23 protein-coding genes are annotated in these 20070 nt (G+C 44.4%); all 23 read left to right on the top strand.

Going from position 1 to position 20070, the window contains the following annotated elements; all coding sequences use genetic code 11:
- The first annotated feature begins 31 nt into the window (after positions 1-31).
- The 23 genes from trmFO to fliP all read left to right on the top strand — a co-directional run bounded on the left by trmFO (position 32) and on the right by fliP (position 20070).
- Positions 32-1375 (top strand): FADH(2)-oxidizing methylenetetrahydrofolate--tRNA-(uracil(54)-C(5))-methyltransferase TrmFO, encoded by a 1344-nt coding sequence (gene trmFO, locus MHI14_RS19900; RefSeq protein ID WP_370511405.1) that lies wholly within the window; start codon positions 32-34, stop codon positions 1373-1375.
- A gap of 26 nt (positions 1376-1401) precedes the next feature.
- Positions 1402-1944, top strand: a complete 543-nt coding sequence (gene hslV / locus MHI14_RS19895) for an ATP-dependent protease subunit HslV (RefSeq protein ID WP_076208907.1) — start codon at positions 1402-1404, stop codon at positions 1942-1944.
- A 116-nt stretch (positions 1945-2060) separates the two neighbouring features.
- Positions 2061-3461, top strand: a complete 1401-nt coding sequence (gene hslU, locus MHI14_RS19890) for an ATP-dependent protease ATPase subunit HslU (RefSeq protein ID WP_076208906.1) — start codon at positions 2061-2063, stop codon at positions 3459-3461.
- A 983-nt stretch (positions 3462-4444) separates the two neighbouring features.
- Complete coding sequence (gene flgB, locus MHI14_RS19885) at positions 4445-4852, top strand: flagellar basal body rod protein FlgB (protein WP_076208905.1); 408 nt, start codon at positions 4445-4447, stop codon at positions 4850-4852.
- 6 nt (positions 4853-4858) lie between these two features.
- Entirely contained in the window at positions 4859-5308 is a 450-nt protein-coding gene (flgC, locus tag MHI14_RS19880; RefSeq protein ID WP_017689191.1) for a flagellar basal body rod protein FlgC, read from the top strand.
- A 58-nt stretch (positions 5309-5366) separates the two neighbouring features.
- Positions 5367-5678: a flagellar hook-basal body complex protein FliE gene (gene fliE, locus MHI14_RS19875; protein WP_017689190.1), complete on the top strand. Its 312-nt coding sequence runs from the start codon at positions 5367-5369 to the stop codon at positions 5676-5678.
- A gap of 137 nt (positions 5679-5815) precedes the next feature.
- On the top strand, positions 5816-7399 hold the full coding sequence (gene fliF, locus MHI14_RS19870; RefSeq protein ID WP_339309133.1) for a flagellar basal-body MS-ring/collar protein FliF: 1584 nt from the start codon (positions 5816-5818) through the stop codon (positions 7397-7399).
- An 11-nt stretch (positions 7400-7410) separates the two neighbouring features.
- A complete protein-coding gene (fliG, locus tag MHI14_RS19865) occupies positions 7411-8427 on the top strand; it encodes a flagellar motor switch protein FliG (RefSeq protein WP_047842476.1) in 1017 nt (338 codons plus the stop codon).
- The gene (locus MHI14_RS19860) at positions 8420-9283 is read left to right on the top strand and encodes a FliH/SctL family protein (RefSeq protein ID WP_074094560.1); all 864 of its coding nucleotides are present in this window, start codon (positions 8420-8422) and stop codon (positions 9281-9283) included. The genes fliG and MHI14_RS19860 overlap by 8 nt, the downstream gene beginning before the upstream one ends.
- Positions 9270-10589, top strand: a complete 1320-nt coding sequence (gene fliI / locus MHI14_RS19855; protein WP_036609365.1) for a flagellar protein export ATPase FliI — start codon at positions 9270-9272, stop codon at positions 10587-10589. The genes MHI14_RS19860 and fliI overlap by 14 nt, the downstream gene beginning before the upstream one ends.
- 11 nt (positions 10590-10600) lie before the next feature.
- Positions 10601-11053, top strand: a complete 453-nt coding sequence (gene fliJ / locus MHI14_RS19850; RefSeq protein ID WP_091031905.1) for a flagellar export protein FliJ — start codon at positions 10601-10603, stop codon at positions 11051-11053.
- A 43-nt stretch (positions 11054-11096) separates the two neighbouring features.
- Complete coding sequence (locus tag MHI14_RS19845; RefSeq protein ID WP_076208900.1) at positions 11097-12038, top strand: MotE family protein; 942 nt, start codon at positions 11097-11099, stop codon at positions 12036-12038.
- A 38-nt stretch (positions 12039-12076) separates the two neighbouring features.
- Positions 12077-13465 carry a flagellar hook-length control protein FliK gene (locus tag MHI14_RS19840; RefSeq protein ID WP_339309134.1) on the top strand — a complete coding sequence of 463 codons (1389 nt, stop codon included), beginning with the start codon at positions 12077-12079 and terminating at the stop codon, positions 13463-13465.
- A 19-nt stretch (positions 13466-13484) separates the two neighbouring features.
- A complete protein-coding gene (locus MHI14_RS19835) occupies positions 13485-14039 on the top strand; it encodes a flagellar hook capping FlgD N-terminal domain-containing protein (protein ID WP_341131079.1) in 555 nt (184 codons plus the stop codon).
- Positions 14036-14419 carry a TIGR02530 family flagellar biosynthesis protein gene (locus MHI14_RS19830; RefSeq protein ID WP_047842481.1) on the top strand — a complete coding sequence of 128 codons (384 nt, stop codon included), beginning with the start codon at positions 14036-14038 and terminating at the stop codon, positions 14417-14419. The genes MHI14_RS19835 and MHI14_RS19830 overlap by 4 nt, the downstream gene beginning before the upstream one ends.
- Before the next feature lie 81 nt (positions 14420-14500).
- Positions 14501-15319 (top strand): flagellar basal body rod protein FlgG, encoded by an 819-nt coding sequence (flgG, locus tag MHI14_RS19825; protein ID WP_036609361.1) that lies wholly within the window; start codon positions 14501-14503, stop codon positions 15317-15319.
- Between the two features lie 68 nt (positions 15320-15387).
- Entirely contained in the window at positions 15388-15609 is a 222-nt protein-coding gene (locus MHI14_RS19820) for a flagellar FlbD family protein (protein ID WP_074094564.1), read from the top strand.
- Complete coding sequence (locus MHI14_RS19815; protein ID WP_133384320.1) at positions 15609-16070, top strand: flagellar basal body-associated FliL family protein; 462 nt, start codon at positions 15609-15611, stop codon at positions 16068-16070. The genes MHI14_RS19820 and MHI14_RS19815 overlap by 1 nt, the downstream gene beginning before the upstream one ends.
- A gap of 40 nt (positions 16071-16110) precedes the next feature.
- Complete coding sequence (gene fliM / locus MHI14_RS19810; RefSeq protein WP_074094566.1) at positions 16111-17109, top strand: flagellar motor switch protein FliM; 999 nt, start codon at positions 16111-16113, stop codon at positions 17107-17109.
- A complete protein-coding gene (gene fliY, locus MHI14_RS19805; RefSeq protein ID WP_341131078.1) occupies positions 17099-18376 on the top strand; it encodes a flagellar motor switch phosphatase FliY in 1278 nt (425 codons plus the stop codon). The genes fliM and fliY overlap by 11 nt, the downstream gene beginning before the upstream one ends.
- 28 nt (positions 18377-18404) lie before the next feature.
- Positions 18405-18770 carry a response regulator gene (locus MHI14_RS19800; RefSeq protein WP_017689175.1) on the top strand — a complete coding sequence of 122 codons (366 nt, stop codon included), beginning with the start codon at positions 18405-18407 and terminating at the stop codon, positions 18768-18770.
- A gap of 11 nt (positions 18771-18781) precedes the next feature.
- Positions 18782-19318: a flagellar biosynthetic protein FliO gene (locus MHI14_RS19795; RefSeq protein ID WP_206105785.1), complete on the top strand. Its 537-nt coding sequence runs from the start codon at positions 18782-18784 to the stop codon at positions 19316-19318.
- On the top strand, positions 19315-20070 hold the full coding sequence (gene fliP, locus MHI14_RS19790) for a flagellar type III secretion system pore protein FliP (RefSeq protein WP_133384323.1): 756 nt from the start codon (positions 19315-19317) through the stop codon (positions 20068-20070). The genes MHI14_RS19795 and fliP overlap by 4 nt, the downstream gene beginning before the upstream one ends.

Below are 20070 nucleotides of genomic sequence, written 5' to 3'. Positions count from 1 at the left end.
AGTGAAATATGAAATTGCTTTATGGGGGTAAATGATTTTGACAAATGAACAACAAGTAACCGTTATTGGTGCCGGGCTGGCAGGAACAGAAGCGGCCTGGCAGATTGCAAGTCGCGGCGTACGCGTAAAATTATACGAGATGAGACCTGTTGTGAAAACGCCAGCTCATCATACGGATAAATTTGCAGAGCTGGTATGTAGCAACTCGCTGCGTGCGAATGGATTGACCAATGCAGTGGGTGTGTTAAAAGAAGAAATGAGAATGCTCAATTCTCTTGTATTGTCAGCAGCAGACAAACATGCAGTTCCTGCAGGTGGGGCACTTGCTGTGGACCGAGATGGATTTTCAGGTGAGATTACATCCACGTTGCACCAACATCCGCTCATCGAAGTGGTGAATGAGGAATTAACTTCTCTGCCAGAAGATGGCATCGTTGTTGTTGCAACGGGGCCGCTGACTTCACCCGCATTGTCTGAGCAAATTAAGGCACTAATGGGGGAAGAGTATTTCTACTTCTATGATGCAGCTGCACCGATCATCGAAAAAGATTCAATTGATATGAACAAAGTGTATCTGGCTTCACGTTATGATAAGGGTGAAGCGGCATATCTGAACTGTCCGATGACAGAAGAAGAGTTTGATGTCTTCTATGAAGCTCTCATTACTGCTGAAGTCGCTCAATTGAAAGAGTTCGAGAAAGAAATCTACTTTGAAGGCTGTATGCCAATCGAAGTGATGATGAAACGCGGAAAACAGACGGCTCTGTTTGGACCTATGAAACCGGTAGGTCTGGTTAACCCTCATACAGGAGAGTTGCCACATGCGGTTGTTCAGCTTAGACAGGACAATGCAGCTGGAACCCTTTATAACTTGGTGGGCTTCCAGACGCATCTGAAATGGGGAGAACAGAAACGTGTCTTTTCCCTTATTCCTGGACTTGAAAATGCAGAGTTCGTTCGTTATGGCGTAATGCACCGAAATACATTTATTAACTCTCCTAAACTGCTTCTTCCGACGTATCAGTTTAAAGAGCGTCCAAACCTGTTCTTTGCAGGTCAGATGACGGGTGTAGAAGGATATGTGGAATCTGCTGCATCAGGGCTGATTGCCGGCATGAACGCAGCCAAAGCAGCACTTGGGCAGGAACTGGTGGTATTGCCGGTAGAAACAACACTTGGCAGTATGGCTCAGTATATTACAACGGCTGACTTCAAGCACTTCCAACCAATGAACGCAAACTTTGGTTTGTTGCCGAAGCTTGAAACGAAGATTCGTAACAAAAAGGAAAAAAATGAAGCTCTTGCACAGCGTGCACTGGATGGCATCACTAGTTTTGCTGCGGCAGAAGGTCTAACTGTTCCAGAACGCGTATAAATTATTCGTGGGAGGATGCTGATATCATGGATATGTCATTTCATGCTACAACGATCTGTGCTGTTCGTCATAATGGTAAGGCTGCAATCGCAGGAGATGGTCAGGTGACCATGGGCCAAAGTGTTGTGATGAAGAATACAGCCAAGAAGGTAAGACGTTTGTACCGCGGACAGGTTGTTGCTGGCTTTGCTGGTTCTGTGGCGGATGCGATCACCCTGTTTGAGAAATTCGAAGGTAAGCTGGAGGAGCACCATGGTAACTTGCAGCGTGCTGCTGTAGAGCTTGCCAAGGATTGGCGTCAGGATCGGATCTTGCGTAAGCTTGAGGCACTGTTGATTGTGATGGACAAATCAGGTATGCTGCTCATTTCAGGCGGCGGGGAAATTATTGAACCGGATGATGACGTTATTGCTATCGGATCAGGTGGAAACTTTGCCTTATCTGCTGCACGTGCGTTGAAACGTCATGCAGTAAACCTGGAAGCGAAAGATATTGCGCGTGAATCACTTCAGATTGCCTCGGAGCTATGTGTATATACCAACAGTAATATTATTGTAGAAGAATTATAAGCCAAAGAAATCTCCCGTAGTGGAGCATGATTCTGTAATCTGCTCCAGGACGTCCAGGGGATTCTTTGTCCTTGTTAGGTAAAATAAATTCAACATACTGGTAGGAGGGAAGCAATATGAATACTCAAGCGTTAACACCGAGACAGATTGTTGCAGAGCTTGACAAGTATATTGTAGGTCAAAAGAAAGCTAAAAAATCGGTAGCCGTGGCCCTTCGTAATCGTTATCGGCGTAGCCTTTTGCCTGAACACACTCAGGACGACATTGTGCCTAAAAATATTTTGATGATTGGACCTACCGGTGTGGGTAAAACGGAGATCGCCCGTCGCCTCGCTAAACTGGTAGGTGCGCCATTTGTGAAAGTGGAAGCTACCAAGTTCACTGAAGTAGGTTACGTTGGCCGTGACGTTGAATCGATGGTGCGTGATCTGATTGAGACATCACTGCGGATGGTGAAGCTGGAGCGGACTGAAAAAGTGAAAGACAAAGCTGAAGAAGCTGCCAACGAACGAATTGTACATATTTTGGCTCCTTCACAGTCTAAGTCCAAGAATCAGCGCAATCCCTTTGAGATGATCTTTGGCAATAATGGTAACAACGTTCAGGAGCAGGATGAGCCAGAACCGGATACAGGAGTTGCGGAGCGTCGACGCAAGATCAAGTTTGATCTGTTGTCCGGCAAGTTGGAGGATGACATCATTGAAATTGATGTAGAAGACACTGCTCCTAATATGATGGACATGTTTGCTGGTCAAGGTAATGATCAGATGGGCATGAATATGCAGGAGATGTTTGGCAGCCTCTTACCTCGTCGTACGAAAAAACGTAAACTCGCTATTAAAGAAGCGCGTAAAGTGTTGATCCAGGAAGAAGCAGGGAAATTGATCGACATGGATGATGTTACCCAGGAGTCCATTCGCCGGGCGGAGCAGACAGGTATCATTTTCATAGATGAAATCGACAAGGTGGCCAGTCAAGGGCGCGGTAGTGGTCCTGATGTGTCCCGCGAGGGTGTGCAACGTGACATACTGCCTATCGTCGAAGGTTCAACGGTAATGACGAAGTATGGCCCTGTCAAAACCGATTATATTCTGTTTATGGCAGCTGGAGCATTCCACGTCGCCAAACCTTCTGATCTGATTCCTGAGCTTCAGGGGCGCTTCCCAATTCGTGTGGAACTAAGTAGTCTTACACTGGAGGAGTTTGTATCCATTCTGACTGAACCGCAAAATGCATTGACCAAGCAGTATGTTGATCTACTGCGCACCGAGAATATTGAGATTGAGTTCTCGGATGAGGCCATTCGCGAGATTGCCAAATTGGCCGAATCCGTCAATCAAAATACAGAAAATATAGGTGCACGTCGACTGCATACGATTCTTGAGAAGCTTTTGGAGGATTTATCCTTTGAGGCACCTGAGCTTACACTGGAACGTATGGTGATCACTCCGGAGTATGTCCGGGAGAAATTAAATGATATTGCGCTTGATCGTGATTTGAGTCAGTATATCCTGTAACATGGAACTAGCAATGTAGTTGTTAAAATGATGTTATAAATGAACGGTATGCAAGAAAGTAGAGAACATTTGTGTGATCCACAAAGGGAAGCATTCCTTTAGCGATCCACAAAGGCTCTCTTACTTGACGACGCATATCGTTTATTTTTGTTTTATCTAAAGGATTTCAATGTTACAACCGATAAAAGATGTGGGGTTGTTATACGGATCGACAAAACCTAGGACTTGTGCCGCATGTATACGAAGTTAAAACCTATCGGAGTGGTAGTTATTCTTCGTTTACATACCCAATGATTCCCATTAAAAGAATTTTTCTTATTCCAAGTCTGGTCATCGGTTTAGTCGATAGATTGGTAAATGTTGCGTAAATGCGCAAAATGATGAATTGTTGAAAAGTGTGAACCCACTAATTGTTTTCTTAAAATTAAAATATATAGACGCCGCTTAATTGTTAAGAAAGTGTTGTGTAGGAAGGTCGAGTTTTCTTCATCATTGAAAGATAACTTGTCAATTGATTAATATATAGCTTTGTATGTATATCTATCATATTGTCCATAAACCCTTACTACAACGGCAAAAAATTCTAACATTATCAACTATGAAATATTCGGAAATATACATAATTACGGGCGTTGTAAGCTCATGTTGAGACTTGAAAGTTTTTTTTTATTTTAAGAATGTTTAAGAACAATCAGGGAGAGTATTAACATACTTTTGTTTTGGGCCCGAACATTTACGAAAAAATTCATAATTTGCAGAAAATACACAAAAAGCCCTGTCTTTCAGAAAAGATAGGGCTTTTTTCTTATTGTAATAAATCCCAAACTCGAAGAAACTTATGTTATACGACAACATCAGAGTTAATTCTACTTAAGTCCTAGAAAACCGTGTAAAGACGAATGTTTTTGTCGAAAAAAACATAAGAATTTTCAAGGGAAAAGATTCAATCTTTTTCCATTACTTCTAAAGAGAGGAGGGGGATTGTGAATCTTTTAAACGATATCAGCTTTAAAAGATTGCAAGGTGCACTCGATGCGTCCAATATCAGACAACGAACGATTGCTGACAACATCGCGAACGCCGATACCCCGTATTTCAAGCGCTCGAACGTTTCTTTTGAAGAAATGTTGCAAGGGCAAATGAATGGAGATATGCCTGTTCTTAAGGGTAAAGTAACTGATGCAAGGCATTTTGTCATAGGTCCTTCCTCTTCCGTACCAACGCCAGTAGTTAATATGGACCAGTCAACCTCCATGAATAACAACGAAAACAATGTCGATATAGACAGAGAAATGAGTCTTCTGGCGGAGAATCAGTTGCGTTATAACGCTTATATTCAGCAAGTGAACGAACAAATTAAAATTATGCGTGTTGGCGTGGAAGGGAGATAACCTAAATTGAACATTAGTAATAGTTTTAGTATCAGTAGCTCAGCTCTGACAGCCCAACGGTTGCGGATGGACGTCATATCTTCCAACATTGCCAACGCAGAGACGACGCGCGCGAGCGTATCCAATGGTGAAGCGGTCCCTTACAAACGTAAAATGGTTGTGCTTGAGCCGAATAAAACGTCATTTGGTACGATGTTGCAAAATCAGATGAGAGGTAGCGGTTCAGGAGATGGCGTAAGAGTAACGGAGATTCGGGAGGATCAGTCACCTTTGAAGCCTGTGTATGACCCTTCTCATCCAGATGCCAATGCAGAAGGATATGTATTTATGCCTAATGTGGATATTGCGAAAGAAATGGTCGACATGATCTCTGCTTCGCGTTCCTATGAAGCAAACGTAACAGCACTGAATTCAACCAAAGCGATGATCTCCAAAGCTTTGGAGATTGGAAGATAATCTGCTTTGAAATGAAAATAAGAAAAATACAAACCAGGGATGAAGGGGAGGGACATTAATGATTCAGAACAACATGTTTAGCACACAGGGGATACAACCGCTACAGATGAAGAGTGCAACCGAAAGTAAGCCTTCTACACCAGCCGAAACCATTCAGAGCTTCGGTACATACTTACAGAATGCATTAGGATCCGTCGCAGCACAGGAGGCTCAATCGCATGAAATGTCGAATCAATTTTTGGTCGGCAAAGCGAATGTGGACCAGGTGATGATTGCTTCAGAACAGGCCTTGTTAAGCCTACAACTCACAACTCAAGTCCGAAACAAAGTGGTCGAAGCATACCAGGAAGTTATGCGAACGCAGTTATAAAATAACCTACTTGCGCTTCGATAATAGCGCTGATCATTACAACAAAGCAGCTGCGATGCTGCTCCTGATCGTCAACCTATGAAACGGCGAGGGTTGAGTAAGGACAGACTAAGCAAAGTTTCGGATGGGGTGACAGAGTGAATGAGAGAATCGCCCAGTACAGGGATAAGGCATCCCAGTATTGGAATAGTTTTAGCAAAAAGCAAAAAGTATTATTTATATCCACCTTCCTGTTCCTGATTTTGGCTGCTGTTGTACTCACGATGCAATTGTCCAAGACGGAATATGAAGTAGCTTTTACAGATTTGAATGCAAGTGATTCAGCGGGCGTGATCAGTTATCTCGATTCATCTAGCATTCCATACAAATTAAGTTCAGATGGCAAGACCATATCCGTACCGAGTACAAGTGTTGCAATTGCAAAGGTGAATGTTGGATCTCAAGGGATTATTCAGAATGGTTCATTAGGGTATAAGTCATTCGAGGAGTCATCATCGCCGATCGGAATGACGGATAAAGAGTTTGATGTAAAGTACAACAACGCTATAAACGGAGAAGTTGAACAGTTACTTCAGCGGATGCAAGGGATACAGGATGCTAAAGTACTCGTTAATATGCCGAAAGATAACATCTTTGCTGGTTTAGAAGAACAAGACAAAGCATCAGCATCGGTAGCTCTTCAATTCAAACCGGGTTATCACCCCAATCAGGCAGCGGTAGATGGCTACTTTAACTTGGTTAAAACTGCAATTCCTAATCTGCCTGTTGAGAACATCACGATTACGAACACAGATGAAGCAGAATTGATTCCAACTGCCCGAGGTGGCAGTGGAGGGTTGTCTTCCGAAGTCCAAGAGAACATGGCATTACAGAAAAAGTTTGAAAACGATGTCCGTAATAACGTAAAGCAATTCCTTTCCCAGATTGTAGGCGAAGACAAAGTTAATGTTTTGGTAGCCTCCAAGCTTAATTTTGACAAAGAAACACGTAAGGAAAATCTGGTCACACCTGTTGATGTAGATAATATGAAAGGCATCGAGATCAGTGTGCAGGAGATTCAAAAGAGTTACACTGGCGCAAGCAACCCAACAGGTGGAGTTGCTGGCACAGGACAAGAGGAAGTTCCGGGTTATCCATCATCTGATGCAGCCGGTAACTCTACCTCCGAAGAATCATCAAGCACTATAAACTACGATGTTAATCGAATCGCCAAGGATATTATTTCCAGTCCGTATACTGTAAAAGATTTAACCATTAACGTTGCAGTTGAACCACCGAATGGAGAAACAGAATTACAGGGACCGGTTCAGGACGCAATTGAGAACATTTTGGTTAACATTGTTCGTGCTTCACTGGCAGACTCAGGCACTGTAATAAGTGACGCCGATCTGACAAAGAAAGTTTCAGTCATGTCACAAGGATTCCAGACTGCCTCTACAGACAATACAGGTTTCCAGCTTTCCTCAACGATGATGTGGGGTGGAGGCGCACTCATAGCGGCATTGATCGCAGCGGTAGTTATTTTGTTAGTACGCCGTCGCCGCAAACAAAACGAAGTCGAAGAAGAAGAGATTCCTCTTCCAATAGCAACAGAGTTCCCGTCCATTACGCTGGACAGTGTAACGAACGAAAGTCAGGTGCGCAAACAATTGGAGAGTTTGGCCAAGAAAAAGCCAGACGAATTCGTCAATCTGCTGCGTACATGGCTGGCTGACGAATAGAGGTGAACGCATTGGCGAAGGCAAGCAGTCAAGGTTTGACTGGAAGACAAAAAGCAGCAATTTTGTTGATTACATTAGGTCCGGAAGTATCGGCTCAGATCTTCAAACATCTGCGTGATGAGGAGATTGAGCAACTTACGTTGGAAATTGCCAACGTGCGCAAGGTTGATTCTTCCGAAAAGGACATGATTATGGCCGAGTTTCACCAGATATGTCTGGCGCAGGAATATATTTCTCAGGGCGGTATCAATTATGCGAGAGAAATCCTGGAGAAAGCTCTGGGTTCTTCAAAAGCACTTGAAGTCATTAACCGTTTGACAGCTACGCTGCAAGTCAGACCATTTGACTTTGCACGCAAAGCAGATCCGAACCAAATTTTGAACTTTATTCAGAATGAAAGCCCGCAAACAATTGCCCTGGTTCTGTCTTACCTGCAATTCGAACAGGCAGCAGCGATTCTATCATCCTTGCCACAAGAGAAACAGGCAGATGTCGCTCGCCGGGTGGCTGTTATGGATAGTACTTCGCCGGAAGTCATCTCTCAAGTGGAGCGGGTTCTGGAACAAAAACTTTCTTCTACCGTAACGCAGGATTACACGAATGCGGGTGGTATTGAATCGATCGTTCAGATTCTGAACGGAGTCGATCGTGGTACAGAGCGTACCATTTTGGACTCGCTTGAAATTCAGGATCCTGAGCTTGCGGAGGAAATCAAAAAACGCATGTTTGTATTCGAAGATATCGTCAATGTGGATGATCGTTCGATTCAGCGCATTATTCGGGATATCGACAACGCAGATTTGCAGCTGGCACTCAAAGTGGCAAGCGAAGAAGTTCGGGATGCCGTGTTCCGGAATATGTCGAAACGGATGTCCGAGACATTCAAAGAAGAGATGGAATTCATGGGACCTGTGCGATTGCGTGATGTTGAGGAAGCTCAGACACGTATCGTAGGAACGATACGCAGATTGGAAGAAGCCGGTGAGATCATTATCGCACGCGGTGGAGGAGATGATATCATTGTCTAATTTGATTAAATCTTTCCAGTATGTACCCGTTGATGACCGCAAAAAACTTGAAAATCATCATCATTATGGTGGTACTGAGGAGTCTGAAACGGAATTATACGGTGACAGTGCTGAAGGTTCTGAAGCAGAAACGCTTCAAGCACGCGTGGACGAAGAAACACAACGTCTTACCGCAGAAATGCTGGAAGATGCCAAGGAGTTTGCAGAAAAGCAAGTACGTGAAGCTTCAGAAGAGGCAGAGCGCATGCTTCAAGAGGCCCGTGAACAGATCGACAGCTGGTGGCAGGAACAACGACAACAGGATGAACATCTGACTGAAGCGCTTCGTTCACAAGGTTTCCAACAGGGTTTTGAAGAAGGCAAAGTACAAGCTGAACTGGATCTCCAGGTGCAGATCGAAAAGATGATGATTGAAGCCCAGGAAGTGCTCAAGGAAGCTTATGTAGCGAAAGATCAGATCATTCAGGAAGCCGAACCTTTCCTCGTGGAGCTCGCTTGCGGAATCGCTGAGAAAGTCATTGATAAGCAACTTACCATTGAACCCGATCATACATTGGAACTGATTCGTCAGAGTTTGTCACGTAAACGGGAGCAGGGGTTAATCACACTCTGTGTGGCACCTGATCAGTTTACATTTGTACAGGCAGCTCGTGAAGAATTGTCTCTGTCCATTGACTCTCAGGCAGAATTGCAGATTTTGCCTGATTCAACGGTCAAAGATAAGGGATGTGTCATTCGTTCTTCGTTCGGAAGTGTAGATGCGAGAATTGATACACAGCTTGCTGAGATTAAAAAAGAACTGGTCCGCATAGCACTTGAGGATGAGGAGCGAAAAAATCAACATGAAGGTTCTTAGTTCACAGCGATATATGGAACATTTGCGCCAATTCGATCCTGTTCGTATTAACGGCAAAGTTACTCAGGTCATTGGTCTTATGGTGGAGTCAGAAGGGCCAGATGCAAGTATCGGTGACGTATGTTATATCTATCCTGGTAAATCAGCCAAGCCTCTTCAGGCCGAAGTTGTTGGGTTTCGAGATAACAAAGTGCTGCTTATGCCACTGGGTGAACTACAATCCATCGGTCCTGGTTGCGATGTAGTAGGTACGGGTAAACCGCTCGGCGTTCAGGTAGGCTCCGAATTGCTCGGTAAAGTGTTGGATGGACTTGGACAACCGCTGGACGGTTCCCTTCTTCCATCAAGAATGCCGATGTACTCTACCTCCAATACTCCGGTCAATCCAATGGATCGTCCACGTGTACTTGAAACGATGGGTGTTGGTGTAAGAGCTATCGATGGATTACTGACCGTAGGTAAGGGACAGCGTGTAGGTATTTTTGCTGGTTCTGGTGTTGGTAAGAGTACATTGATGGGCATGATTGCTCGTAATACAGCAGCAGATGTCAATGTCATCGCGCTTGTGGGTGAGCGTGGACGTGAGGTACGCGACTTTATTGAACGGGATTTGGGTCCGGAAGGACTGGAACGCTCCGTAGTCATTGTTGCAACTTCAGATCAGCCTGCCCTGATTCGGATTAAGGGAGCAGTTATTGCGACAACTATTGCAGAGTATTTCCGAGATCGTGGAATGAACGTGATGCTCATGATGGATTCGGTAACCCGATATGCGATGGCACAAAGGGAAGTTGGTCTGGCCGTAGGTGAACCTCCGGCAATGAGAGGATATACGCCATCGGTTTTTGCAAGTTTGCCCAAACTGCTTGAAAGGGCGGGTACAGGACCTACCGGTTCGATTACAGCCTTTTACACCGTTCTGGTCGATGGGGATGACATGAATGAACCAATTGCGGATGCGGTAAGGGGTATTCTGGATGGACACATTGTGTTAAATCGATCCATTGCAAATAAAGGTCATTTTCCAGCGATTGATGTGCTAGCCAGCATAAGTCGTGTTATGAAGGATATTGCTCCGGAAGAGCAGTTGGAAGCCGTTAATAATATGAAACGTTTGATGGCTGTGTATAAAGAATCGGAAGATTTGATCAATATTGGAGCTTACCAGCGGGGATCAAATGCAGCCATAGATGAATCGATAGACCAGATTGATAGTATATGGAACTTTACCAAGCAGAAAGTCGACGAGAAAGTCACTTTAAGTGAAGTACAGGAACGTTTGATTCTTGAATTTGCAAGGAGATGAATGGGTAAACGATGAAATTTCGATATCATTTCCAGAAAGTTGTTGACCTGAAGAGTAATGAAAAAACACAGGCAGAGTGGATGTTATCCACAGCGATCGGCAAACTTCAGACGGAGGAAGAACATCTGATACAACTTCTGAACGACAGAAGTAATCTGATCGGCATTATCCAATCTGCTACGGAAAATACAGCGTCTGTAAACAGTCTGCAGGAGATGCAGCGTTATGTACATCACCTTGACGAGTGCATTTCACGCAAAAACAGTGATGTTAAACATGCTCAGGTCAATGTGCAGCGGAATCAGACGTTTCTAAACGGTAAGATGATTGACGAAAAAGTATGGCTTGGAGCGAGAGACAAGGCCAAAATCAAATTTCAGCAGGAGATGCTCCTCCGGGAACAGAACGATCTGGACGAGATGGCTACTGTACGCTTCGCTGCCAAAGCCGGACGCGCGAATTGATGTGAGCCGGACGCGAAGTTGTCTCGTGAAGGAGGAATGAACGATGGCTGTTAAAGATGATAGCGACATGGAAAAAGAGTCGGGAGGCGGTTGGGAAAAATTTCTCATGATTTCAATCCCGATTGTATTCACCGTAGTACTGCTAGGTGTACTACTTACGCTATTTAATGTAGATATTCGTAATAATTTGTTTGAATTCGCCAACAAGATACCGGTAGTCAAGGAATGGGTACCTGATCCTGTACTGGATCCGGAGAAGGAGAAGCTGGAGAAGAGTGAGCAGCAGGTTGAAAGTGCTGAAGCCACAATCGAAAAGCTGAAATCCCAGGTAACTGCCAAAGAAACAGAGCTCAAGGCAGCACAGGAAGCTACAACAACCGAAGCAAAGAAGGCAACGGACCTTCAGAAGAAGTTGGATGATGCGGAAAAAGCGGCTGAAACGGCTACAGCAGCAACGCCAGAGACGGAATCTGATTATCAAAAACAAATCAAAGATTTGGCTAAAATGTATGCTGACATGAGCCCAAGCAAAGCTGCACCTATTTTGCAAAATATGACGAATGAGGAAATGGTATTGTTGTTGAATGCCATGCAGTCATCTGCTCGGACCAAGGTGCTTGAAAAGATGGACCCGAAAACAGCAGCCGATGTCACCATGATGATGAAGGATGCTAAACCGTCCGGGGATCTGGCACTGGATGCACTGCAATCCAGATTGAAGAAAGAAACCGCAGCAACTTCAACTGCATCCACAACCACAAGCAAAAACCTGGATAAAAACCAGCTTAGTCAAACATTTGCTTCGATGTCTGCTTCAAGTGGTGCCAAGCTATTATTGGAAACATACAAGTTAAGTCCTGACAAAACATTGACCATCCTGAATTCAGTAGATGATGCAACACGCTCTCAATTGCTTGAGAACATGTCTTCAGAGGACTCGGTTGAAACTGCAAAAATTTTGAACAAATTAATGGGTAACAAGTAGATCTGATTCATGTGATATCTGAGAGGAGGTGAAAATAAATGTCGATTGTATATCAAATGGCATCCACAGCATCTGCAAAAGCAACAGGAGCAGGTCAGACAACCGGAGCACAATCGAAAGGTTCAGCTGCAGGTGCTAGCGGTGAATTTCTCCAAACTCTTGCACAATCGCTATCTGGAGGAAACACAGAAGGTGATAGTTCAAGCGCTACTGGAAGTTTAACAGCCAATCCGCTGGTGTTTTCCTTTGCTACAAGTGAAGAAGGAGAAGCGACATCAATCACGGCTATACTGAATTCGTTGTTCACGGACTTGGATTCGCTTGACGAAGCTTTGGAAAATGACCCAGCTCTACTTGCAGGTTTGCAAACTCTGATTCAACAGATGTATACACAATTAAGTAATCCTTCAGGTACTAATACAGAAGGTTCCGACGAATCTTCGACTGGAGCGGAAAGCGTAAAAACAGTACCCGCAATTGAACTGTCGCAGCATCCGGCAGCAGTACGTTTTGTTCTGCAAGATATGCTTACACAATTAGTAGCTGGAATGAATGATCCTGAGAGTAACGTTGCGAAGAACGCTCCTGAATTCAAACATTTGTTACAATCTCTGCAGAGTCAGCTTCAAGAGGCTGGAGTGGATACCACTAGTGACAAAGGATGGACTGAACTGAAATCCATACTGGATACATTGACTGCAGTTAAGGATCAGACTGCACAGGTAGCTCCAAGTGCTTCGCTTCAAACATCCAAACAGGATTCTGTTGTGCCACAAGTTCTTGTTGCGGCAGTCGCGAATTCTGGAACCCAGGTGAAAGCTGAGGCTGAGACCACATCTGCTTCAAATGCAGGTGGAGAAGTGGAACACTCAACCATCATTACTGCAGGAGAGTTGTCCTTGCGTTCATCAGGTACAACAGCAGGAAAACCGGCTGAACCTGTAATGCAAACATCACAGTTTGCCAAGGAAATGACACAGTTTGTTGTTAACAAGCTGGATATTGTCCAGCAAAAAGGATTTTCCGAGGCGACCATCTCACTTCGGCCTGAGCATCTAGGTAAGTTGGATGTTCAAATTACCTTGCAGAACGGGCAGTTGGTTGCACGGTTTATGACTGAGCATACGATGGCTAAAGACATGCTTGAACAACAAATGACGCAGCTGCGTTCTTCACTTCAAGCCCAGGGGATTCAGGTGGAACGACTTGAGGTTACTCAGAACAGTTCAATCGGATCACAGATGTATCAGGACGGAGGCCGTCAGCCGGGAAGTAACTCTCAACAACAACGCCGTTCGCGTGAGCGTGAGGAACAATCGGATGATGCTATAGCTACAGCAGGGATACAAGAAGAATTGCGTAACTGGCGTAGCGAGCAAGTCGAAGGAAACGAATTACAGAGAGATACATTTAGTGCTAAGGCTTAAGCAGAAATGAGGTGAGTAAATGGCTAATGAAAATGTTTCAATGAATAATACCTGGCCGAACTATTCGGCAGCCAATAAAGCAACCACAAGTGCTGCAACAAAAGAATTGGGTAAAGATCAGTTTCTAAAAATCCTGATTACCCAGCTGCAAAATCAAGACCCGATGCAGCCGATGGAGGATAAGGAATTTATCGCTCAAATGGCACAGTTCAGCTCAGTGGAACAACTGGTCAATATTTCTACGCAGCTTAAAACATTGAACCAGTCCCTTGGTGCTGTATCCGGTATGATTGGCATGGAGGTAAGTTGGCTTTCTTCTAATAAAGATGATAACGGAACTCTTCGTCAGGGTATTGTAGATTCCATCATTGTAAGAGATGGCGTTCAATACGCAAAAGTGGGCAACGACGAGATTAAGCTGGATGAGATCATTCAGGTGAATTATCCAAAACAGGCAGAGAGTCAAACTCCGGTACAGAACGTTCAGGATGTAACCCCTGAAACGAACGAGAGCCAGGAAGTTGAATCATCCGCTGAAACGGGTGATACGGAAGATAGCGGGAAAACGATATGAGTGATCGCATAACGGTTGGACAATTATACGCAGGCCCGATTACACCGAATATGCTTCAAAGACCCAAAACGGGAGAAGCTTCGGCTATACCCGAAAAACCTTTTGCCAAGGTGCTGGAAGATAACCTTCTGAAATTGAGCAATCATGCTGCCAAACGACTGGAACAGCGTGGTATTGAACTCAAAACCGAGCAAATGGAACAGATTGGTTCTGCTTTGGACAAAGCTGCTGCCAAAGGAGCCAAAGAGTCATTGATTTTAATGCAGGATATGGCTTTTATCGTCAATGTCAAAAATCGTACTGTGGTTACAGCTATGGATAGTGAGAGCATGAAGGATAATGTGTTCACTCAGATTGATAGTGCCGTAATCATTTCTTGACCGGCTGGCCCTTCTCGGGAGCCGGAATGCCGCTGACCGACTGATGCGGTAACCAAATGAAGACTGGGAGGATTTTTAAAAATGTTGAAATCAATGTACTCAGGCGTTTCCGGGATGCGGGGTTTCCAAACAAAACTCGACGTAATTGGTAACAATATTGCGAACGTAAACACGGTTGGCTTCAAAGGCAGTCGGGTTATGTTCAAAGATATTATGAGCCAAACAACGGCAGGGGTAACTGCCCCAACTGATGCTCCATCTGGTGGTGTGAATGCAAAGCAAATTGGTTTGGGTGTATCTGTGGGATCTATAGATACACTGCATCTCGCAGGAAGCCCAATGACTACAAACAATCCGACAGACTTACGTATTAACGGAGATGGCTTTTTTCTTGTCTCCTTGGGTGGAGATCAGGAAATTCCTTACTTGACACGTGCAGGGGATTTCCATGTTGATGCTGCTCGAAATCTTGTAACTTCAGATGGTTTGTTCGTCTTAAGTAGTGAGGGAGAGCCCATTACAATTGGGGATGATGTTGTTTCATTCACAATCGGACAGAACGGTATGATTAATCAGACAATGGCTGATGGAACAATCGAAGGCGATACTCAAATTGGAATAGGGAAGGTAGTTAACCCTGAAGGATTGGAAAAAATAGGGGGTAACCTATACCGGATGACAGCTAACGCAAATCCTGACGGTACTCTTGATCCTTTAACAGCGAACAGTGCTGAGGACGGAACAGGAGCAATCATTGCTGGACAGCTCGAGATGTCTAACGTGGATCTGACTGGAGAGTTTACTGAGATGATCGTAGCTCAACGTGGATTCCAGGCAAACTCCCGGATCATTACAACGTCGGATGAAATACTTCAGGAAGTTGTTAACCTGAAACGTTAATAACTGATTAATGAATTTTTAAAACGTGGGGGAGCTTGCTCCTCCTACTCTGATCAAGGGGGCTTAGCATGATTTCGGTTACGCGGTTAAATGGTTCTCCCATGTGGTTAAATGCGCTGATGGTTGAAATTGTGGAAGAGACGCCGGATACGTATATTACTCTGGTAACTGGAAAGAGACTGATTGTGCTTGAAAAAGCCACTGACGTTATTTCCAAGATTAAAGATTACAACCGTGAAATCGGGGTTCAGGCAGCCACTATTAAAGTGCAGCAAACGGAGGAATCCTGATGAAAAAAATGATGCCCTGGCTTGCAACAATGTTGCTGGCGATAACACTCATTGTGGTGGTTGTGTTTGTATTTATGCAAGGACAGAACGGGAATAAGGACGACACACATACGGCGGCAGCTGCTGAAGAAAAAAAAATGACTGCGGATGAAATTGTAGAAGTATCGTCAGAGCTTGCACAGATTAAAACGAATCTGGCCGATCCGGATCGTATTATTATGGTTAGTTTTTCTTTCAAGTTATCTGACAAAACAGCCAAAGAAGATTTTGAAAAAATCAAAAGCATTACGGTGAAGCCCATTATTATTCAGGCACTTGCAGACACCAAGGCTGAGGAACTGAGTTCGGCCAAGGGTATGAAACAATTCAATGAGAAACTGACAGGTCTAATTAATGAGGCATTGCCTGAGCCGAAATTGAAAAGCACTAGTTTTTCAGACATTGTTATAGCACCAATGTAAATGAACAGAACACGCTGTAGACCTGTAAGGGGGTGAGAACATGGTGGATGTATTATCACAAAATGAGATTGACGCCCTATTAGCAGCCCTTTCTTCTGGTGAAATGGACGCAGAAGAATTGAAGAAGGAAGAAACTCAGAAGAAAATCAGATCGTACGATTTTAAGCGGGCAGTGCGTTTTTCCAAAGACCATATCAGAAGCTTGACTCGTATTCACGAAAACTTTGCACGCTTTCTCACCACTTATTTTTCAGCCCAACTGCGGACGTTCGTTCAAATCAATGTCGTTCAGGTCGAACAGTTGCCTTATGATGAGTTTATCCGTTCTATTCCTAAGATGACGATATTGAACATTTTTGAAGCGGAGCCACTACAGGGACGAATGGTGATGGAAGTCCATCCAAACGTGGGATATGCGATGTTGGATCGCCTGCTTGGTGGAACCGGAACTGCTCCAACCAAGATCGCATCCATGACGGAGATTGAGACGACCATCATGGAGCGGATATTCAGCCGAGCATTTGAAAGTTTGCAAGAAGCATGGAAGACTGTGTTGGATATTTCCCCAAGGATGGAAGCGCTCGAGACCAATCCGCAATTTATGCAGATTGTATCTCCCAATGAGACCATTGCTCTGATCTCGCTCAGTACCAAAATTGGTGACACGACAGGCATGATCAATCTATGTATACCGCATGTCGTTCTTGAACCTATTATGTCACGGTTGTCAACTCATCAGTGGTTTGTTTCGGAGAAGAAAACGAGAGCTCCGGAGGAGTATGATGCTCTAAAAGAGCGTGTGAACAAAGCCAAGTTACCCATCGTTGCGGAATTGGGAGAATCGAGAATTTCAATTGCAGAATTTCTGGGTCTGTCCGTTGGTGATGTCATTACGTTGAACAAACCAGTTGATGAGGGACTTTCCATTAAAGTGGGTGACAAACTGAAATACATGGGCAGTCCGGGGACAATCAAAGACCGTGTGGCTGTGCAAATAGACAAGATTGTCACCGAAGGAGTTGAAGAATTTGACGAGTAAGGATTATTTATCCCAAGAAGAAATCGATGCTTTGCTCAGGCAATCGGAATCGATAAACAGCTCGGAACCCGCTGAAAAGACGGTTGATGATTTTTTGACCGAGTTGGAGCAGGATGCCTTGGGGGAGATTGGTAACATTACATTTGGTAGCGCGGCAACAGCATTATCCACGCTATTAGGCCTCAAAGTAGATATTACAACACCTAAAGTTTCTATCATTAGTCGAACGCAGTTTGAAGAAGCTTTTCCTAAGCCGCATGTTGCCGTTCATGTCAATTACGTGGATGGATTCGAAGGCATTAACTCACTTGTTATCAAGAAGAGAGATGCTCAAGTCATCGCTGATTTGATGCTGGGGGGCGAAGGAAATCCGGTCGATGAAGAACTGAATGAAATCCATATTAGTGCGGTACAGGAAGCGATGAACCAGATGATGGGTTCCTCTGCAACCTCAATGTCCACGATTTTTAATCGTTTTGTGAATATTTCCCCTCCGGGAATCGATATTCTCAATCTGGAGAGTGGAGAGGGTGTAAGTAATCTTCCAGCAGATGAGACCCTCATTCAAGTTTCATTTCGTTTGTTGATCGGGGATCTGATCGATTCCAATCTGATGCAGTTGCTTCCAGTGCATTTTGCCAAAAACATGGTAGATATGCTGATTGGAGGCGCTCAGGAGTCAACTGCCAGCGCACCAGTGGCATCAACACCTGAACCTGCACCAGCAGCTGTACCAGCAACGCCACCACCGGTTGCGGAGCAGCCGCCCGTTCAACACCAGCAGTCCCCACAGGCTCCTCAGCAGCCTGTTCAGGACTATAATAACGGATATGGACAGGCACCTATGGGGATGCCGCAAGGAATGCCGCCGCAGCAGCCTTATGGCATGCCCCCGCAGCAACCTTATGGTGCACCTCAACATTACGGTGGAATGCCAAATAGGAATGTTAACGTACAACCAGTTCAATTCGCCAATTTGCAAAATGGGGCGTATGGGCAGGTAGACGAAAACAATTTGAATTTATTGATGGACATTCCCCTTAAAGTCACCGTAGAATTAGGAAGGACCCAGAAGCAAATTAAAGATATTTTGGAACTGTCACAGGGTTCGATTGTCGAACTGGATAAGTTAGCCGGGGAACCTGTCGATATTTTGGTGAATAACAAACTGATCGCCAAGGGAGAAGTTGTTGTTATTGACGAAAACTTTGGTGTTCGTGTTATAGATATCGTTAGCCAATGGGACCGAATTCAGAAATTACAATAAGCACAATTTAGGGAGGACTTGAATCAAGATGGCAAACCGAATTTTAGTCGTAGACGACGCTGCATTTATGAGAATGATGATCCGGGACATTTTGTCCAAAAATGGATATGAGGTTGTTGGTGAGGCACAGGATGGCTCACAAGCAATTGAGAAATTTAAAGAGCTTCGTCCGGATCTGATCACAATGGATATTACGATGCCTGAGATGGATGGCATTGCAGCTTTGAAAGAAATCAAGAAGATTGATGCTAACGCTAAAGTAATTATGTGCTCCGCGATGGGTCAACAAGCGATGGTAATCGACGCTATTCAAGCAGGTGCTAAAGACTTTATTGTTAAACCGTTCCAATCTGATCGGGTTATCGAAGCGATTAGCAAGACACTGGGCGTTTAAGAGACATGATGATGGCTCAGGGTGATTTTCCAGAAGCAGCTGGCGCGGGAGCCAATTATTATTTACAGCTTGTATGGGTGATTGTTGTCCTGGCCGTCATCCTGGTCCTTATTGTTTATCTGATCCGGTTCTTAAACAAACGGAATCAGCAAATGTTCCGGCACGGCACAATTCGTACTCTTGGCGGGGTTGGACTGGGACAAAACAAGTCGCTGCAAATTATAGAAATTGGTGGGAGTGTATATCTGCTTGGTGTAGGTGAAGACATCCAGTTGATAGATAAGGTTTCGGATCTGGAAGAGGCGCAAAGAATCATTGATTCCTTCGAACGAGATGCTGCTGCACAACAAGGGAATCTGTCACCTCTCATTGCCAAGCTCACAAAACGCTTCCGTAAAGATGAACCGCCGCGGGAAATGGAACTGGAGGACACAACTTCTTTTCACGAAATGTTTGAATCCAAACTTCGGCAGATGCCTAACCGTAAGGAGAAGATGGAGAAGCTCCTGGATAAAGACAATACTACAGATCGGTCGAGGGATTCATGAAGAAAAAGATTTGGTTAGCGTGTTGTTTGCTAGGACTTATCAGTCTAGCTTCTGTTACAGTTGCCTTTGCCGAGCCCATTCCGAATATTGATATTCAAATCGGAAACGGTGACGGAGGGACACCAAGCACAAGTTCACTGTCCATCATTCTGTTAATTACGGTGCTTAGCATTGCACCAGCAATGCTTGTACTGATGACCAGTTTTACTCGGATTGTGATTGTGCTCGGTTTTGTACGTACATCTTTGGGTACACAACAAATGCCACCCAATCAGGTTTTGGTTGGCTTGGCACTATTTCTGACACTTTTCATTATGTCGCCGACGTTGTCTTCCATCAATCAGGTAGCGCTTCAGCCCTATCTTCAGGGAGAACTTACGCAAACCGAGGCACTTGAAAAAGCAGCGGACCCAATAAAGAAATTTATGTTTAGTCACACGAGAGAAAAAGATCTTCTGCTGTTTATGAAGTACAATCAGACTGAACAACCAAAGACCTACCAGGATATCCCAATTACTGTTATGGTACCGGCATATGTAATCAGTGAGTTAAAGACAGCATTTCAGATGGGGTTTATGATTTTCATTCCATTCCTGGTTATAGACATTGTTGTCGCGAGTACACTCATGGCAATGGGGATGATGATGCTTCCGCCGGTCATGATCTCATTACCTTTCAAAATACTGCTCTTTGTCCTTGTGGACGGGTGGTATCTGGTTGTCAAGTCACTGTTGCTGAGTTTTAACACTTGA

Source organism: Paenibacillus sp. FSL K6-2393 (assembly GCF_038002545.1).
Lineage (GTDB): Bacteria > Bacillota > Bacilli > Paenibacillales > Paenibacillaceae > Paenibacillus.
Note: the sequence above shows the minus strand (reverse complement) of the source record. Positions and strands in the feature narration are given on the sequence as shown.

Bases quoted from the DNA above. Each gene is read 5' to 3' on its own strand.
- trmFO (WP_370511405.1), top strand. From the start codon at position 32: ATGATTTTGACAAATGAACAACAAGTAACCGTTATTGGTGCCGGGCTG.
- hslV (WP_076208907.1), top strand. From the start codon at position 1,402: ATGGATATGTCATTTCATGCTACAACGATCTGTGCTGTTCGTCATAAT.
- hslU (WP_076208906.1), top strand. From the start codon at position 2,061: ATGAATACTCAAGCGTTAACACCGAGACAGATTGTTGCAGAGCTTGAC.
- fliE (WP_017689190.1), top strand. From the start codon at position 5,367: ATGATTCAGAACAACATGTTTAGCACACAGGGGATACAACCGCTACAG.
- fliI (WP_036609365.1), top strand. From the start codon at position 9,270: ATGAAGGTTCTTAGTTCACAGCGATATATGGAACATTTGCGCCAATTC.
- fliJ (WP_091031905.1), top strand. From the start codon at position 10,601: ATGAAATTTCGATATCATTTCCAGAAAGTTGTTGACCTGAAGAGTAAT.
- MHI14_RS19845 (WP_076208900.1), top strand. From the start codon at position 11,097: ATGGCTGTTAAAGATGATAGCGACATGGAAAAAGAGTCGGGAGGCGGT.
- MHI14_RS19840 (WP_339309134.1), top strand. From the start codon at position 12,077: ATGTCGATTGTATATCAAATGGCATCCACAGCATCTGCAAAAGCAACA.
- MHI14_RS19835 (WP_341131079.1), top strand. From the start codon at position 13,485: ATGGCTAATGAAAATGTTTCAATGAATAATACCTGGCCGAACTATTCG.
- MHI14_RS19830 (WP_047842481.1), top strand. From the start codon at position 14,036: ATGAGTGATCGCATAACGGTTGGACAATTATACGCAGGCCCGATTACA.
- flgG (WP_036609361.1), top strand. From the start codon at position 14,501: ATGTTGAAATCAATGTACTCAGGCGTTTCCGGGATGCGGGGTTTCCAA.
- MHI14_RS19820 (WP_074094564.1), top strand. From the start codon at position 15,388: ATGATTTCGGTTACGCGGTTAAATGGTTCTCCCATGTGGTTAAATGCG.
- MHI14_RS19815 (WP_133384320.1), top strand. From the start codon at position 15,609: ATGAAAAAAATGATGCCCTGGCTTGCAACAATGTTGCTGGCGATAACA.
- fliM (WP_074094566.1), top strand. From the start codon at position 16,111: ATGGTGGATGTATTATCACAAAATGAGATTGACGCCCTATTAGCAGCC.
- MHI14_RS19800 (WP_017689175.1), top strand. From the start codon at position 18,405: ATGGCAAACCGAATTTTAGTCGTAGACGACGCTGCATTTATGAGAATG.
- MHI14_RS19795 (WP_206105785.1), top strand. From the start codon at position 18,782: ATGGCTCAGGGTGATTTTCCAGAAGCAGCTGGCGCGGGAGCCAATTAT.
- fliP (WP_133384323.1), top strand. From the start codon at position 19,315: ATGAAGAAAAAGATTTGGTTAGCGTGTTGTTTGCTAGGACTTATCAGT.